The 16476-nt window shown below is 62.4% G+C and carries 14 protein-coding genes; 9 read left to right on the forward strand and 5 right to left on the reverse strand.

Going from position 1 to position 16476, the window contains the following annotated elements; all coding sequences use genetic code 11:
• Positions 1-314 precede the first annotated feature (314 nt).
• From X773_RS64820 to X773_RS64835, 4 genes are all read left to right on the forward strand, one after another.
• The gene (locus X773_RS64820) at positions 315-1619 is read left to right on the forward strand and encodes a Xaa-Pro peptidase family protein (RefSeq protein ID WP_023678942.1); all 1305 of its coding nucleotides are present in this window, start codon (positions 315-317) and stop codon (positions 1617-1619) included.
• A 20-nt stretch (positions 1620-1639) separates the two neighbouring features.
• Positions 1640-2317, forward strand: coding sequence for an isochorismatase family protein (locus X773_RS64825; RefSeq protein ID WP_023678943.1), 678 nt, complete (start codon positions 1640-1642; stop codon positions 2315-2317).
• Positions 2318-2333: 16 nt separating this feature from the next.
• Complete coding sequence (locus X773_RS64830) at positions 2334-3326, forward strand: alpha/beta hydrolase (RefSeq protein ID WP_051406197.1); 993 nt, start codon at positions 2334-2336, stop codon at positions 3324-3326.
• Positions 3327-3647: 321 nt separating this feature from the next.
• On the forward strand, positions 3648-5288 hold the full coding sequence (locus tag X773_RS64835) for an ABC transporter substrate-binding protein (protein WP_023678945.1): 1641 nt from the start codon (positions 3648-3650) through the stop codon (positions 5286-5288).
• Positions 5289-5427: 139 nt separating this feature from the next.
• Here X773_RS64835 and X773_RS64840 read toward each other — a convergent pair whose 3' ends face one another.
• Complete coding sequence (locus X773_RS64840; protein ID WP_023678946.1) at positions 5428-6957, reverse strand: aspartate aminotransferase family protein; 1530 nt, start codon at positions 6955-6957, stop codon at positions 5428-5430.
• Positions 6958-6982: 25 nt separating this feature from the next.
• A complete protein-coding gene (locus X773_RS64845; protein ID WP_023678947.1) occupies positions 6983-8068 on the reverse strand; it encodes a pyridoxal-phosphate dependent enzyme in 1086 nt (361 codons plus the stop codon).
• 201 nt (positions 8069-8269) lie between these two features.
• On the opposite strand from X773_RS64845, the gene X773_RS64850 reads away from it, so the two are divergent.
• The gene (locus tag X773_RS64850) at positions 8270-10312 is read left to right on the forward strand and encodes a transcriptional regulator (protein WP_245274771.1); all 2043 of its coding nucleotides are present in this window, start codon (positions 8270-8272) and stop codon (positions 10310-10312) included.
• Between the two features lie 122 nt (positions 10313-10434).
• Here the strand turns inward: X773_RS64850 and X773_RS0138755 are convergent, their stop codons facing one another.
• The 3 genes from X773_RS0138755 to X773_RS64860 all read right to left on the reverse strand — a co-directional run bounded on the left by X773_RS0138755 (position 10435) and on the right by X773_RS64860 (position 12450).
• Positions 10435-10653, reverse strand: coding sequence for a hypothetical protein (locus tag X773_RS0138755; RefSeq protein WP_031212349.1), 219 nt, complete (start codon positions 10651-10653; stop codon positions 10435-10437).
• A 136-nt stretch (positions 10654-10789) separates the two neighbouring features.
• Positions 10790-11482, reverse strand: coding sequence for a L,D-transpeptidase (locus X773_RS64855; RefSeq protein WP_023678950.1), 693 nt, complete (start codon positions 11480-11482; stop codon positions 10790-10792).
• Entirely contained in the window at positions 11479-12450 is a 972-nt protein-coding gene (locus X773_RS64860; RefSeq protein WP_023678951.1) for a glycine betaine ABC transporter substrate-binding protein, read from the reverse strand. Before X773_RS64860 ends, X773_RS64855 begins: the two co-directional genes overlap by 4 nt.
• 928 nt (positions 12451-13378) lie before the next feature.
• On the opposite strand from X773_RS64860, the gene X773_RS64865 reads away from it, so the two are divergent.
• The 4 genes from X773_RS64865 to X773_RS78345 all read left to right on the forward strand — a co-directional run bounded on the left by X773_RS64865 (position 13379) and on the right by X773_RS78345 (position 16452).
• Entirely contained in the window at positions 13379-13729 is a 351-nt protein-coding gene (locus tag X773_RS64865) for a hypothetical protein (protein ID WP_023678953.1), read from the forward strand.
• A gap of 37 nt (positions 13730-13766) precedes the next feature.
• The gene (locus X773_RS64870; protein ID WP_031212356.1) at positions 13767-14207 is read left to right on the forward strand and encodes a hypothetical protein; all 441 of its coding nucleotides are present in this window, start codon (positions 13767-13769) and stop codon (positions 14205-14207) included.
• Positions 14208-14320: 113 nt separating this feature from the next.
• On the forward strand, positions 14321-15316 hold the full coding sequence (locus X773_RS73790) for a PDZ domain-containing protein (protein ID WP_156937405.1): 996 nt from the start codon (positions 14321-14323) through the stop codon (positions 15314-15316).
• A 38-nt stretch (positions 15317-15354) separates the two neighbouring features.
• Positions 15355-16452, forward strand: coding sequence for a lysozyme inhibitor LprI family protein (locus tag X773_RS78345; RefSeq protein WP_023678956.1), 1098 nt, complete (start codon positions 15355-15357; stop codon positions 16450-16452).
• Positions 16453-16476 lie beyond the last annotated feature (24 nt).

A 16476-nucleotide genomic window follows, 5' to 3' on the forward strand; every position in this document is an offset into this window, starting at 1 on the left:
CCTTCTACAACGGCCTGGCCTACTTCCGTGCCTGTGCCGATGGATGGGCTCTGCGAGATGTGTATATGCCCTAGCCACAAAGGGGGGAGATTGGCCGTCGCCTCCGCTTTCGCCAATTGCCAACATCGCGAGAGTAGCGCCATCGGCGAAGCTGCCGATCTCCCCCCTCGTGGGGGGAGATGTCCGGCAGGACAGAGAGGGGCGCGAAGGATCGCCGGCGCGTCGGGGCTGCGGCATCCGGCACAACATATGCGGCATCTCGCACAGCCTCTACGCGGCGCATAGCCCATCCTCGCCGCTTCCAGGAGGCACCCATGAGCATCGTCGTTTTTGACCCCGACAGCACCGAGGATGTCGACTTCAAGGACCGCATGCGCCATCCGGCGGCGGCGGATCCGGCCGGCGGCATGTGGCTGTCGGACACCGAGCCGTCCTTCATCGACGCCGACGCGCTGCGCAAGGGCCGGCTGGCCAGGCTGCGCGCCTGGATGCGCGAGGCCGGCTATGGCGGCGTCGTTTTGTTCGACCCCAACAACCAGCGCTACGCCACCGGCTCGCGCAACATGTTCGGCTATTTCCTGCGCAACTCGACGCGCTACTTCTTCATCCCCACCGAAGGGCCGATCGTGTTGTTCGAATATCCGCAGAGCTACCATGTCTCGATGGTGCTCGACACGATCGACGAGGCGCGTCCGTCCAAGCTGGTCTGGTCATCGGTGTCAGGCCGCGACGACGAGACCGCCGGCCCGTTCGCCGATGAGATCGCCGAATTGCTCAAGGCGCATGGCGGCGGCTCGATGAAGCTCGGCCTTGACCGCTGCAGCCATCTGCAGGCACTGGCGCTGGAAAAGCGCGGCTGCGAGGTGCGGGATTGCCAGGGCGAGATTTTGGCGGTGCGCGCGGTCAAGACGCCCGAGGAAGTAAAATGCCTGCAGGTGTCGATGGCTGGTGCCGAGGCTGCGGTCTATGCGGTGCGCGAGGCGATCAAGCCTGGCGTTTCCGAAAACGAGCTGTTCGCCATCATGTATGGTGAGGTGATCCGGCAAGGCGGCGAGTTCATCGAGACCCGGCTGCTGACCTCGGGCCAGCGCACCAATCCGTGGTTCAACGAGGCGAGCGGCCGCAAGATCAGGCCGGGCGAACTCTTGGCGCTCGATACCGATACGATCGGCTGCTACGGCTATTATTCGGACTTTTCGCGCACCTTCCGTTGCGGACCGGGCAAGCCGACGGACTATCAGAAGTCGCTCTACCGCATGGCGCACGACCAGGTTCAGCACAATATCGGGGTCGTCAAGCCGGGCATGGCGTTTCGCGCGATTGCCGAAAGGGCCTGGAAGATACCGGACCGCTTCGTCGACCAGCGTTATACCTCGGTCATGCACGGCGTCGGCATGCATGGCGAAACGCCGTTCATAGCGCACGCCATGGACTACGAGACCTATGGCCGCGACGGTGACATCGTGCCCGGCATGGTGGTCAGCGTCGAAAGCTATATCGGCGAGAAGGGCGGCCGCGAGGGCGTCAAGCTGGAAGACGAGATCCTGATCACCGAGACCGGCACCGAGCTCCTGTCGCGCTTCCCCTATGAGGATGATTTCCTTGACAGGCATGTTTGAGTGTTGACAGGCAGTTTTGCATGAAAAGCCCGATCTCGATCAAGCGCGGCAAGGTGGCGGCGGTGTTCATCGATCTCCAGGAGGAGCATCGGCGGGACAAGCGCTATCTGGTCGAAGGCTATGGCGACATCCTCGCCAACGTCCAGCGGCTGCAGGAGGCGGCGCGGGCCAACAATGTGCCCCTTTACCACTGGGCCTATATCGTCGATCTCGCCACGGCGCGGCCGTTCCACCCGGTCGAGGCCAGCGGCAAGTCGGCGTTTTCCGACAAGGACGATCCGCTGACTGCGATCTGCGCGGAAGTGGGCCCGGCGACAGGCGAGATGATGCTGGTCAAGACCGATGCCAGCGCCTTCCGCGCGGGGCCTGCCGCCGAGCGGCTGAAGGCCGACGGCATCGAGTGGCTGGTCGTTGCCGGCGTCTGGACCGAGGCCTGCATCGATGCCACCGTCAAGGATGCGGTGGCGCTTGGGTTTCGAGTGCTGCTGGTCAAGGATGCCTGCGGCAGCGGCAGCACGGCGATGCACCAGACGGCCATCCTCAACCTTGCCAACCGGCTCTATGGCGGTGCCGTCACCACCACCGACGGCGCCTGCCGGCTGCTGGCAGGCGAGACGGTCGAAGCCTGGCAGGTCGAGGGCTCGGTGCCGCTGCGCTTCAGCTATGAAAATGCTGCCCGGCTCTACGCCGAGCTCTGAGCGGGATCGCGCAGCGATGATCACCGAGGCCGAGCGACCCGGAACGAGAGGGCGCGGAAAATACCAAACGCTGCTCGATCCGGAGCTGTGGGCCTATATCGATCGGGTCAACGAGTGGTATCCGCCCGAAATCGTCTACATGCCGATCGACAGGCAGCGGGCGGTCTATGATGCCACGTGCCGGGCGTTTCGCGAGCCCTATCCACCCGGCGTCAAGGCCAGCGACAGCGCGGTTCCTGCCGGCGACCGTGCGATCTCGGTCCGGCGTTACCAGATGGCGGGCACGGCGCCGCAAGCGATGGTTGTCTATTATCACGGCGGCGGCTTCGTCCTTGGCGGGCTCGACAGCCATGACGACATCTGCGCCGAGATATGCGCCGGCACCGGCTTTGCCGTGCTGTCCGCCGATTACCGGCTGGCGCCCGAGCATCTGCATCCGGCCGCCTTCGACGATGCGCTGGCCGTATTCGAATGGGCGACGGCGACGGCCGGCCTGCCGATAGTGCTCTGCGGCGAAAGCGCCGGCGGCAATCTGGCCGCTGCGGTGGCACAGGCGACACGCCGCCATCCTCGCCATGCGATCGGCCAGGTGCTGATCTATCCCGAGCTCGGCGGCCCGGAACCAGTTGGCAAAGAGAGCGCCGGGTCCTGTGTCGAGCACGCCGAAGCGCCGCTGCTGACGTTGCGCGACATCGAGTTCTATCGCCAGATCCGGTCGGCGAAGGGACAGTCGCAGGACGACCCGACCTTTTCGCCGCTCAGCGACACCGACTTCTCCGGGCTGCCGCCGACGGTCATCGTCACCGCGCAATGCGACCCGCTGTCCTCGGAAGGCGAGGCCTATCGCGACCGCATCCTCGCCGCCGCCGGTCGCGCCTGGTGGCATGAGGAGCCGCGCCTCGTGCATAGCTTTCTACGCGCCCGCAAGACCGTGCCGCGAGCCGGCGAAGCCTTCGGGCGCATCATTGCGGCCATCGCCGCGCTCGGCAAAGGCGACTGGCCTTACTGAGGTTGCGAAGGCCCCCTCATCCGGCCGCTTCGCGTCCACCTTCTCCCCGCTGGGGAGAAGAGGCTGGCATCAACGCTGGCGACCTCGTCTCCCCCCGGGGGAGAGGTCGGATTGCCCCGAATTGCCCTTCGCAATTCGGTTGGCAATCCGGGTGAGGGGGACCTTCCGTTTGCGGAACAGCGCACAAGAACTGCGGAAGTCCGAACACTCCCCCACGGGAGCTCGCCCTATCATCCCCGAGGCAATGGCGCTCCGGCGATCGCATCCGTCCCCCGCGTTTGGCGATCGGCAGAGGTGCCCAACAACAGGGGAATGACGACAATGAAGTTCATGCTGACCGATCGAAAACTGCATCCGCAGGCCGAGCCCGTCGCCGATGGCTTCAAGAAAGGCCAGATGAACCGGCGCGAATATCTCGCCACCATGGCTGCGCTCGGCGTCAGCGCTACCGGCGCGCTGGCGCTCGGCGGGCTTGCGCCGTCACCGGCCAGGGCCGAGGAGCCGAAGCGCGGCGGCATCTTGCGCGTCGCCATGAACGTCAAGGGCTGGAAGGATCCGCGCACCTTCGACGGCGTCGAGATGTCCAACGTCGCCCGCCAGTGCAACGAATATTTGGTGCGCTGGAAGCGCGACTTCACCTTCGAGCCATGGCTGCTCGAGAGCTGGGAAACCAGCGACGACGCCCGCGTGCTGACGCTGCATGTCCGCAAGGGCATCACCTGGTCGAACGGCGACACCTTCAACGCCGACGACGTGATCCACAATCTGACGCGCTGGTGCGATGCGTCCGTCGCCGGCAATTCGGTGGCCGCGCGCATGGGCGCACTGGTCAACGCCGATACCAAGAAGGCCGTCGACGGCGGCATCGAGCGCGTCGACGATTTCACCGTCCGGCTCAATTTGCCCAAGCCCGACATTTCGCTGATCGCCGGCATGGCCGACTATCCGGCGCTGATCATGCACCGCAGCTATGAAGGCGACGGCGATCCGCTGAAGGCATTGGCGATCACCACCGGGCCTTGCGAACTCGTGGCATGGGACGCCGAGGTCGGCGCCGAAGTCCGCCGCAAGGACAAGCCATGGTGGAAGGGCGAGTTCTACCTCGACGGCATCAAATGGGTCGACTACGGCTCCGACCCCAACGCCATGCTGTCGGCCTTCGAATCGGGCGAGATCGACACCGACCACGAAACCGCCTCCGATACGGTTGCGCAGACCGAGTCCATGGGCCTGAGCAATTCCGAGATCGCCACCGGTTCGACCATCGTGGCGCGTTTCAACGTCGGCAACCCGCCCTATGACGACATCAAGGTGCGGCGCGCCGCCCAACTTGCCGTCGACAATGCCGCCGTGCTGAAGATCGGCATGGACAACCGCGGCAAGCCTGCCGAGAACCATCATGTCGGGCCGATGCATCCCGAATATGCCGATATCGGCCCGGCCGTCCGCAACATTGATCAAGCCAAGGCCCTGCTCGCCGAGGCCAGCAAGGCCGACCACGAATACGAACTCATCTCGGTCGACGTCGACTGGCAGAAGAGCACCGGCGACGCCATCGCCGCGCAGATGCGCGAGGCCGGGCTGAAGATCAAGCGCACCGTGCTGCCGGCCGCGACCTTCTGGAACGACTGGAGCAAATATCCTTTCTCCTGCACGGAATGGCTCGGCCGGCCGCTCGGCGTCCAGGTGCTGGCGCTCGCTTATAAGTCTGGCGCCGCGTGGAACGAGAGCGCCTACGCCGATCCGGAATTCGACAGTCTGCTCGACAAGGCGCTGGCGATGCCCGATCCCGGCGCCCGCAAGGAGCTCATGGCCAAGATCGAACAGAATCTGCGCGATTCCGGCGTCATCATCCAGCCCTACTGGCGCTCGGTCTACCGCACCTACCGCAAGGGCGTGCATGGCTGCGAGCAGCACCAGTCGCTCGAGCAGCATTTCGAGAAGGTTTGGCTCGAGGCGTAGCCTTGCAGACGACCAATTGTCGGGGCCAGCGCCGCTCCTTCCACCTTCTCCCCTTGTGGGAGAAGGTGGATTGGCGCGCAGCGCCAAGACGGTTGAGGGGTGCGGACGGAGTGCCGTCAGTATCAAGCTGGAACACCCCTCATCCGGCCGCTTCGCGTCCACCTTCTCCCACAAGGCGAGAAGGAAGAGCCACGCCAGGCCTTGAAATCTCCAGTCCAAGCCGCACGGTCTCCCGCACCAGCAGGTCCAGATCGTCGCGCCGGGTGCGGTGGTTGTTGATCGCCACCCTGAGGCTATGCTGGCCATGCACCGTCGTGTCGGAAATGGCGGCGATGCCTTCTTCCTGCAGCCTCAGCATGATCTCGGTATTGAGCGCTTTCAGGCGCTCCCCGCCCAGTCCGTCCGCGCGGTAGCGAAAGCAGACGATGTTGATGCTCACCGGCGCTACCAGTTCGAGTGCCGGTTCGGCCGCGATCAGCGCGCCGAGATAATGCCCTTGCGCGATGTTCTGGTCGATCAGCCGGCCGAACTTTTCGATGCCGTGCTCTCGCAACGCCATCCACACCTTCAGAGCGCGAAAGCCGCGCGTCGTCTGCAGGCCGTAATCGTGCAGCCATTGGCCGGAGGCCAAGCCGCGCGGCGTCGATTCCAGATATTCCGGCGTCACCGCGAACGTGCCGCGATGCACGGAGGCATCCCGGATCAGCGCGCAGCCGACCTCGAATGGCGCGTGCAGCCATTTATGCGGATCGAGCGCGATCGAGTGGGCGTGCTCGATGCCGGCAACGCGATGCGAATTGTCTGGCGCAATCGCAAGCAAGGCGCCGATGCAGCCATCGACGTGAAACCACAGATCCTCTTTTGCCGCCAGGTCAGCCAGCGCTTGCAGATCGTCGATTGCGCCGGTGTTCACCGTGCCGGCCGTACCGATTACGCAGGCCGGCTTGAAGCCGGCGTCGCGGTCCTCGGCGATCGCCGCCCGCAACGCAGCGATGTCGATCCGCAGCCCGGCATCGCTCGGGATGCGACGCAGCGCCCGGTTGCCGAGGCCGAGCACTTCCATCGCCTTGCGGTGACAGGAGTGAAGCTGGTCGGAGCCGTAGAAACGCAGCGGCTTGTCGATGCCGGCAACGCCGTGCTCGCGTATGTCGATGCCGGCCTTGGCGTTGCGCGCCACGGTCAGCCCGATGATGTTGGCCATCGAGCCGCCGCTGACCAGCGTGCCGCTGGCCGATTGCGGAAAGCCCAGCATCTGCTTCAGCCAATCGACGACCTGGCCGTCCATCAAGGCGGCGGCGTGGTTGCCGCCGCCGAGGTTGGAGCCCTGGATCGCCGCCAGGAAATCACCGAGCGCCCCGGTGAAATTGCTCGACCCCATGTACCAGGCCCAGAAGCGCGGATGGATATTGCCCATTGGATAGGCCATCAGCTTCTTGACAACGTCGCCATAGACATCGGCCAGCGGCGTTGGCGATTGCGGCAGGGACGCGGTGAAGAACTCCCTCACATCTCCAGGCATCTCCTGCCACACCGGCCGCTCTCTGACATCGCGCAGGTAGGCGACGGCATCGTCGACGACCCGATGCGACAGGACCTGCACATCTCCCCAGTCCGAGGGGTCAAGCGTTTCCTCGGCGGTCGTGGCGGGCAATCCAGACGGCGTGTCCATGCAGGTCGCTCCCGATATGCCGCCGTCACGCCGGAAACTGGCAGCCGGGCGTCGACTGCGAAAGCGCAGTCTCCTCGGCGTCCATCTCCGCCTCGATGCCGTCGAACAGCGGTGTCGTCATGTAGCGTTCGCCAGTATCGGGCAGCATGCACAGGATCACCGAGCCGGGCGCCGCCTTTTCCGCGATCTGCCGCGCCACCGCGAAGGTCGCTCCGCCGGAGATGCCGGTGAAAATCCCTTCCTTCTGCGCCAGCGCCTTGGCCCATTTCATGCCCTCGGGCCCGGCAATCGGCACCACCTCGTCATAGAGGCTTGCGTCTATCGCCTCCTGCAGCACGTCCGGAATGAAGTCGGGCGTCCAGCCCTGGATCGGATGCGGCTCGAACGCCGGATGGCTGGCGGCAGGCGCGCCGCCGGTGCCGCGCTGCTGCGGCTTGCCGCTGCCGATAAGCTGCGCATTGGCCGGTTCGGCGAGCACGATCCGGGTCTCCGGCCGCTCGCGGCGCAGCACGCGTCCGACGCCGGCGACGGTGCCGCCCGTGCCGTAGCCGGTGACGAAGCAGTCGAGCCGCGAGCCGGCGAAATCGTTGATGATCTCGCGCGCCGTCGTCGCTTCGTGAATGGCGGCGTTGGCCTTGGTTTCGAACTGGCGGGCCAGGAACCAGCCATTGGCTTCGGCGAGCTCCACCGCCTTCTTGTACATGCCGAAACCCTTCTGGGCGCGCGGCGTCAGCACCACCTTGGCGCCCAGCATGCGCATCAGCTTGCGGCGTTCGATGGAAAAACTGTCGGCCATCGTCACCACCAGCGGATAGCCCTTCTGGGCGCAGACCATGGCAAGGCCGATGCCGGTGTTGCCGCTGGTCGCCTCGACCACGGTCTGGCCAGGCTTTAGAGCGCCGCTGAGCTCGCCTTCCTCGATGATGTTGAGCGCCAGCCGGTCCTTCACCGAGGCGGCGGGATTGAAGAACTCGGCCTTCACATAGATCGTGGCATGGTCCGGTCCGAGATTATTGATGCGGATCACCGGCGTATCGCCGACCGTGTCGAGAATGCTGTCGAACAGACGGCCGCGCCCGGCGGTGGTTCTGATTTTCTGTTGATGCAACATGTCGATCTCCTCGCCTTGTCGTTGTCTCTTGTCGTCACGGGCCGGTTACAGACCGGTGGCTTGGGCGGCGAGGTTTCGAGACCTTGCCGCGCTACATTTGCCTCCGGCAATGCCAGCATCCGGAGCGGGAATTCGTTGCCGGATGCACCGTGTCGCGTTTGGTGATAAAACAAAGGCCGACTGGCCAGCGTGGGAGCAGGCGTGGAAACGCTCGTGGAATCCGCCCGATCGAGCCTCCACGGCGAGGTGGCCGGCTTTTCCGTGCGTCTGCTCGGACCGCTGACGATCGCACGCAACGGCATCATCATCCAGCTCCCAAAATCGCGCAAGCTGTGTGCGCTGCTCGCCTATCTGGCGCTGGCGCCGCATCCGGTCGGCCGCAGCCGCCTCTGCGAGCTTTTGTGGGATGTGCCGAACGACCCGCGCGGCGAGCTTCGCTGGTGCCTGAGCAAGCTTAGAGGCATCCTCGATGAACCGCATCATCGCAGGGTCGAGACACCAGGCGACACGATCGCGCTTGATCTGAGAGGTGCTTCCGTCGACGCTGTCGACATAGCCTCGGCCGCCGCCAAGGGCGTTGAGACGCTCGGTCTAGAGCGGCTGCAGGCTCTTTCCGGAATGTTCGCCGGCGACTTTCTCGATGGGCTGGAGATCGACCGCAGCCCGCATTTCAACAGCTGGCTGATCGCCCAGCGCCGCCGCTTCGGCTCTTGGCACGCCGCAATCCTGGAACATCTCGTCAACAAGCTTCCGGTGGATGCCGACAGATTGTCTTCGCATCTGGACAAATGGCTGGAACTCGCTCCGTTCGACGGGCGCGCGCATGTGGCTCTTCTGAAAGGGCTGGCGCAGCGCGGCCAGTTTGACGCCTGCGAGGAACATCTCGCTTCCGCAGCGCAGCTGTTTGCTTCGGAGGATCTGGATTTCGGACCCGTTCGTGAGGCATGGCGCACGATCCGCAACGAACGACCTGCCGCTACGCTCTGGGCGCGACCGTCACTCGTACCCGCGGCCCCTCACGCGTCAATTGTGCTTCCCAATTCCGACACTGCTGCATCGCAGAAGGCTTCGCTTGCGGTGATGCCGTTTGCCGAAGAGACGGCTGACGGCGGCCCACGCGGAGGCATCGCCGATGGCCTGACCCACGATATCATCACCCGCCTGGCCAAGCTCAGGGATTTCTTCGTCATCGCGCGCGGTTCGGTGTTTGCGCTCGCCGAAAAAAACATTGGGCCGGAGGATGCCGGCCGTCGGCTCAATGTCGATTATGTCGCCACCGGCACGGTACGCAGCCAGGCCGGCCGCGTCACCGTCGCGGTCGAGCTGGTCGAAGTGCGCACGGCCAGGATCGTCTGGGCCGAGACGTTCGAGCGCAAGCCGAACGACATCTTTGCCGTGCTCGACGACATCGGCAACAGCATCGTCTCGTCGATCTCGGCCGAGATCGAGACGGTCGAGCGCAACCGCGCCATGTTGAAGGCGCCCAATTCGCTCAACGCCTGGGAAGCCTACCACCGCGGTCTCTGGCACATGTATCGCTTCACCCGCGCGGAAAACGAGCAGGCCCGGCATTTCTTCGACATAGCCTTGAAGCTCGATCCGACGTTCGCCCGCGCCTATGCCGGCCTCTCCTTCACCCATTGGCAAAATGCCTTCCAGCGCTGGGGCGACCGCGACCACGAAAGCGCCCTGGCCTTCGAGGCAGCCGGCCAGAGCCTGCTCGTCGACGATCACAATCCGGCCGCTCACTGGGCCATGGGGCGGGCGCTGTGGCTGCGCGGCGAGCAGGACGGCTCCCTCATCGAGCTGGAACGCGCCGTAGACCTCAGCCCGAATTTCGCGCTCGGCCACTATGCGCTATCTTTCGTCCATTCGCAGTCCGGCGACCCGCAGGCTGCGATCGGCTCATCCGACCATTCCAGGCATCTGAGCCCCTTCGATCCGCTGCTGTTCGGTATGCTGGGCGCCAGGGCGATGTCGCATGTCCGGCTCGGCCAGTTCGACGAAGCCGCCGAATGGGCGCTGAAAGCAGCCGCGCGTCCCAACGCCCACGCCATCATCCTCGCGATTGCCGCGCATTGCCTTGCGCTGGCGGGGCGGCTGGACGAGGCACGAAGTTTCGCCGCTGCGCTGCGCAAGATGCTGCCGAACTACTGCGCCGACGATTTCATCGGCACGTTCCGCTTCGAGCCGGACGCCGAGGCGCTGTTCCGGCAAGGCGCCAAGCGGATCGGGCTGGGGTGAGGCAGGCGCGCGGTTTGCCAGGCTCTCCAAACCGCTCATCGCGGCTGGCCGCCCCAAACATCGTCATGTCTGCAGCCAGGGCGCATCGTCAGGTTGGTTGCGAATTCGTCAACCAGAGCGGATCAGACGGGCTCAACCGATTTGACGTTGCCGTCGGTATCCACGAGGCAGCTTGTCTTCTTGCCACTGGCATCGAGTTCGACCTGATAGGTCTTGGAATCGAGCTTGCTCGATGAAACCGGAAGTATCTTCGTGCTGTCGACACCGCTCGCCTTGGCGACCGCATTGGCGCAAAGCAGTTGAAGGTCCGCCGGGGCCGTCTCGACCTTGGTCCTGGACATCTGGTCCTGAGGCGGCGGCGGTGGCGTGCTGACACAAGCGCTAACGGCTCCAGCCAGGAATCCGATTGCTGTCCCCCGGATCGAAGTTCTCACTGCATTTTTTCCCGACATTGCTTGTCCCTCTCCGAATGCCGCTTCATACACCTTTGTAGAGGGCGGCCCCCTGCATGAGAACGATGACCTTGGCCCCAACCTTGACGCGGGATGCGAGATCGACGATGTCGTCGTTCCTCATACGGATGCACCCCGATGACACGTCGAGCCCGATCGTCCAAGGCTCCGGGGTACCGTGGATCCGGTAGATCGTGTCCTGGTCGCGCTCATAGAGATAGAGCGCCCTTGCGCCGAGCGGGTTGTCGGGCCCTCCCTCCATGCCTCCAGCGTATTTCACCGCCTTCGGATCGCGAGCGACCATTTCGGCCGGAGGTGTCCAGGTCGGCCACTCCGCCATGCGGCCGACGCGCACGATGCCGGCCCATCCAAACCCTTCCCGGCCCACGCCGATGCCGTAGCGCATGGCCCGCTGACCCGGCTGCACAAGATAGAGAAAGTGCTGATTGCCATCGATGATGATCGTGCCTGGCACTTCCGCGGTGCGGAATTTGACCATCTGCGGACGAAATGCCTCGGGCACCTCATTATGCGCGGCGTAGTATTTGCGCGCCTTGGTGCGATCGTAGTCCACCCATTTGTGGCTTTTCGGGTCGAAAACCTGTGTTCCCGCAGCCAGCGCCGCCACCGCGACAAGACCGAACGCCGCGGCGACGATTGCCGTGAGGGAGCGCCGCCGGACGGTGCCGCGTTCCGCGAACATAGGATTTCCGCTCATGGATTTGCCCACCCGTGCACCCGTGCGCCTTGTGCGGCAACCCATTGTTTGGCGTATTCGTAAGGATCCTGACGCTCTACCTGGAGCGCATAACTCATCTTGGTGATTTCCTCGGGCTTCAGCTCGAACCGTTCCAGGAACGCCACCACCTTCGGATATTTTTTGCGCAGCGAGGTGGCGTAGGCGATATGGAAATGTGCGGTATCCCATGATACCGGCGCGCTGGACTTCGAGACCCAGAGCGGGTCCTCTGACGGCAGTACGATCTTCCACTTTGCCGGATCAAAGGGCGGCTCGGTAAGCCGGACAATGTCGTGCAGCTCAAATACATAGTGCGGCGCGTAGCAGGCAAACACCATTGGATGATCCGTGGCGACCGCGGCATCGACAGCCGCCATTCCGGCATCCTCGGGCGTCTCCAGCAAGGTCATTGTCTTGGCATAACCATAGCTGTTGGCGCGGACGCGCTCGATAGCGGTCGAGGACCAACCCTCAGCGCCGATCCAGAGTTCGCCACGTCCGTCGCCGTCAGTATCCAACGCGGCGGTTTTCTTCGTATCGCTGAGGTCGGAAACGTCGTGAATTCCAAATTTGTCGGCTGCCTCACGCGTCGCGCAAATGCCTTGCCAGGCCGGCACTCCAATGGGGCTGATGGCCACCGTGCCGGCCCCGTCCACATACTTCTTCACCAGATTGTCCAGATTGGGCAGCCAGATTTCGGGATGAATATCCACCTCACCCGAATTGAGACCGGCAAAGGCAATCAGCGTCCCCATCTCGCGCACATCGGCATCGAGCCCGAAATTTTCTTTCAGGCTGACCTTGAGGATGTTTGCCGTCGCCTGGCCCGACGGCCAGTTCGGCATTGCAATGACGAGATCAGCCGCGTGGACCGGGATGTTTAGCGCCAGCATCGTCAATGCCGCCAGCGACACTTTCCGCAGGCACTGCCGAAATCGGTTGTGCATCTCTTCCCCTCGCTTCGGTGCTGAAATGAACCGGGACGGGAACAATCTGTCGCGGCAAGCACCGGACCCATCTTCTGACGGGCAACTGCTGAAGCTGCAGCAGTGCATTCGCCAAAGAGAGCGCCTTCACGTGCCGCCCCTGCACGCTACCCGATGACAATCCGACTGGGAAGATGCTCACAACGCGGCCGCGGCGCCCCCGCTGCGCCCCTATTTGGCACGCCGCAGCGTTGAAAAGTCGGGCAAAGGGGCGCGTTTCTTTCGGCCCTCGCAATGGTTGGCTGGGTTCGAAAAAATACCACAATAGATCGCGATTAGGGCGATCGTATAAGATGTGGTATCGTCGCGCCGTTTTTGTAGAGCTGGCGCAAAATTCACAACAACATAGAATATTACTTGTACTAACTCGGCTTAATGAGAACAAAACTAAGGAAGCATTCCGGAATCTTGCTACCGGTCACATTTCAGTATCTGCTAAGATAGCCCGTGCTGATTCCGAATTATTAAGCATTTGCAAAATTCAATCCTGCGATATTGGGATTTGTCCTTGTCATAGGCTGACTCGGATGCATTTCTTGGAAGCACAGCCGCGTCAGCGGATCGTTGAAACATGCTTGGGCGGACGGGGCACTAAGCATGGAGAGGAATATTGACACTCGCTAATGCGGCGGCCCCCGCTGGGAGCGTTCCCTCCCACGTAAGAGATTACGGCAACCGTCGGCTAAGTCGTCGAATGCATCGACCACAGCCTGGCTCTCGTTTGATGGCCGGCGAAGCTTTGCCCTCCTCCGATTGGCGCCAGCCTTCGCGGCAAAAGCGAGGATCGCCGCCTGCAATGGCCTTCCGATATGGACGATGTCCGCCGCCAGCCAGTCGGAGGAATGAATCATGGAAACTCGTAATCTGTGCGGCCTTGGCCACTGCTTTGATGGCGATCGTCGGTTGTACCACCGACGACTACGATGGTTGTCGCGGAAAGGGCTGCCTGGTTGATCGGTCCCATAAAGGGAGCCGGAAGATAGACGACCGGCCGCAGTTCGAGAGGAACGGCAATCCCAACTTCGATACCAGGGGCCGTTACATCGGCTGCCATGGGCTCGGATGTAAAGTCGACGATCCTGATGACGGGGATCAAAGCATCGACGACAGACCGCAGTACGACAAAGAAGGCAATCCGAACTTCGATACGCAAGGCAACTACCAAGGCTGCCGCGGCATCGGCTGCGAGGTCGATACACCGGACGATGACAATTCATCAGACGACGACGATTCCGATTAATGGCCCCTGCAGCGAACAACGAAGAGGATAGCCACTCATGTCTGAATTGAACGGTCTCATCCGTCGACGTGTCAAAATCGTCATGGTCGGCCTTGCGGGGTTGGGAATGGCGCTGACGTCCGCTTTCGCTGCGAATAACGCCTGTGACGGTATAAAGGTCGAAGTGACGAAGGCGCGCAAGCAGGAATATGCCCCTCTCGTCGTCTCGGCGATGACCAATAAGTTCAAGCCCGCTCAGGCAAAGTTCTTCTCGATCATGGAGAGCGGCAGCTGGAGCGCCGCCTACGTCTCCACGCCGGTGAGCGACGACGGCGTGATGTTCTTCCAGACAGTCGACGGAAAGAAGCAGTTTCGCGACGTGTGGGGCGGCTATGCCGAGCCGTCGGAAAAACCTGAACTGGTATCCTGGGCGAAGAAGCTCGGAGCGCCGCAAGACCTGGCAAAGTGTTTTGCCGAGGAAGTTACGGAACGACGGTGATGATCGCTGGAAATTGCCGCTGACCGTTGGTGCAGGGGGAGAATGATTGGTGAGCGCTCCGGGGCGCCGGGGCTCTGAGATCGACTCCAATCATCAGCTGCAGGATGTGCAAAATGCAAAGTCTTCGAAAATCCAGACTGATCGTGCAGTTCGCCCGTGCATTGGCAACGTCAGTGAAAATGACGGCCGTCGTAAGCGTAACCGTCCCGCAAACGATCAATATTGCGCATGCCAGCAAGTATGATCTGCCGAAACCCTACGTCTCCCGGGCTCTTGATGCGGTTCTGATACCGATCAATCACGCCTCTCGGCACCGCTACCAGATCCCGCCAAAACTTCGCGGGGTGTATGTCCTGGCTGTTGCACCCCATGGCATTGCCGCGCGGCAAGGTATCCGACCGGGTGACGTGCTTGCCACAGTGCGGCATCAACCGATTTCGACGCCGGTTGATGTCGACAGACTCGTTTGGGCCGCCCTTGCCGTGAGTGCCACCAGTTTCCTGTTTGGCGTGAACCGCGGGACAGAAGTCGCAGATGTCGTCGAGGTCAACACCAACATCACCGTCAACAACTTCAACACCAACATCTCGGTCGACAATATTTCGCAATGGACGAGCGTCGACAATCGAGAGGAGTGGACGCAGATCGTCGATGAGTATGACGACGAGATGGAGACGGGCCTCAATGATACGAGCTATCGCGAGGACGACTCGCAGCCTGGCGACGCCAATCCGGACGCAAATGTGTCTTCTCCCGATGCTGACGACGACGATACCAGCACCGATACTGACGACAATAGCCCGGCCGACAGTACCGACGACAACAGTTCCGATCAGGACGATTCGAGCGATCAGAACGACGATGAAAACTCAACGGACGGTGATGATGACAAGAACAGCACCGACACCGACGACGATAGCACGGATGACGATGCGTCGGATGACAGCACTGACAACAATGATTCCGACGATCAGGACGATTCCAGCGATCAGAATGACGATGACGACCCGTCGGCAGATGGTGAAGACGAAAACAGCACCGACAGTAATGACGATGCGTCGGATGACAGTAACGACGCTGACGGATCGGACGATGACGATGCCAACTAGCGGCGACCATGCCGGCAGTTCTAGACCGAGGACAATCGATGAAAACCGCGATGCTGACCGCTGCCATCGTTCTGGCCATGCCGGCTTTCGCATTTGCCCAGGACAAGTGCAACGACGCCGCCAAGGATCAGGCCGGCCCGAACGAGTGCGCCGATGCCGCGTCCAAGAAATCCGACAAGAAGCTCAACGAGCTTTACCAGCAGATCGAAACCCGCCTGAACGACGACGCGGATACCAGGACGCTTCTCGTTCAAGCACAGCGGGATTGGGTCAAATTTCGCGACGCCGAGTGCAGTTTCCAGACCGCGGGAGCGGCTGGAGGAAGCGTGATGCCAATGCTCATCGCGGAGTGCATGGACAGCCTGACGCAATCCCGTGTCAAAGATTTCGAGGGTTACCTGAAATGCAGGGAAGGCGATGCGAGTTGCCCCGTTCCGGCAGCGAACACATCACATGCCGTACCTGCCGTGGCCGATGAGAACGGCCAGGCCGGCCTTGCCCAGGCTGCCGACCCGATAACTATTCCATTGCAACATGTTAGGGGCCACGGAAGCGCTGACGTCGTTTATCACAATCTCGGGATTGCGTTGGGCATCAATGGTGCCAAGCCTCGTCTGTTCGAATTCGACACGGGGTCGGATGAGTTCAACGCCGAGATCGATTCGAGTGTCCCTGGCGTAGAGCCGGTGCACGGCAGCAAGCCCGAAATGTACGCCTATGGAGACGGCACCTATGGAGATTGGGTACAGCAGGTCCGGTTCGACAGCCTGTCCTATTACGATCCGGATGATCCCTCGCAGCCTGTCGTAACCTTCGACGGTGGCTATGGCGCCGGTCGGGTGGTGGATTACGTCTTCACCAAGGGTTTCGGCTATCTCAAGGATATGAAATTGACGCAAAAGCCCGTTGGCCACCGCGGCGATACGCCGGTCTATGCGGATCTTAATGCGCGCAAGAGCATGCAGAATGGCGAACCCGGTGGTTCGACGACGTTTTACGGTGTCTTTGGAGCCGGCGATTTTCTCGATGAGGGGACGAGGCCGCCGCTCCCGCCAGTCAGACACAAAGCGGCTATGTGGTCTCGGCCAATGCAAATCTTGGAAAGAAGACGACACGGGGCTGCGCTCCCTGCCTGACGCTGAATTTGTCCCCCAGTCTGA

It is taken from the genome of Mesorhizobium sp. LSJC280B00 (genome assembly GCF_000502835.1).
Classification (GTDB): domain Bacteria; phylum Pseudomonadota; class Alphaproteobacteria; order Rhizobiales; family Rhizobiaceae; genus Mesorhizobium.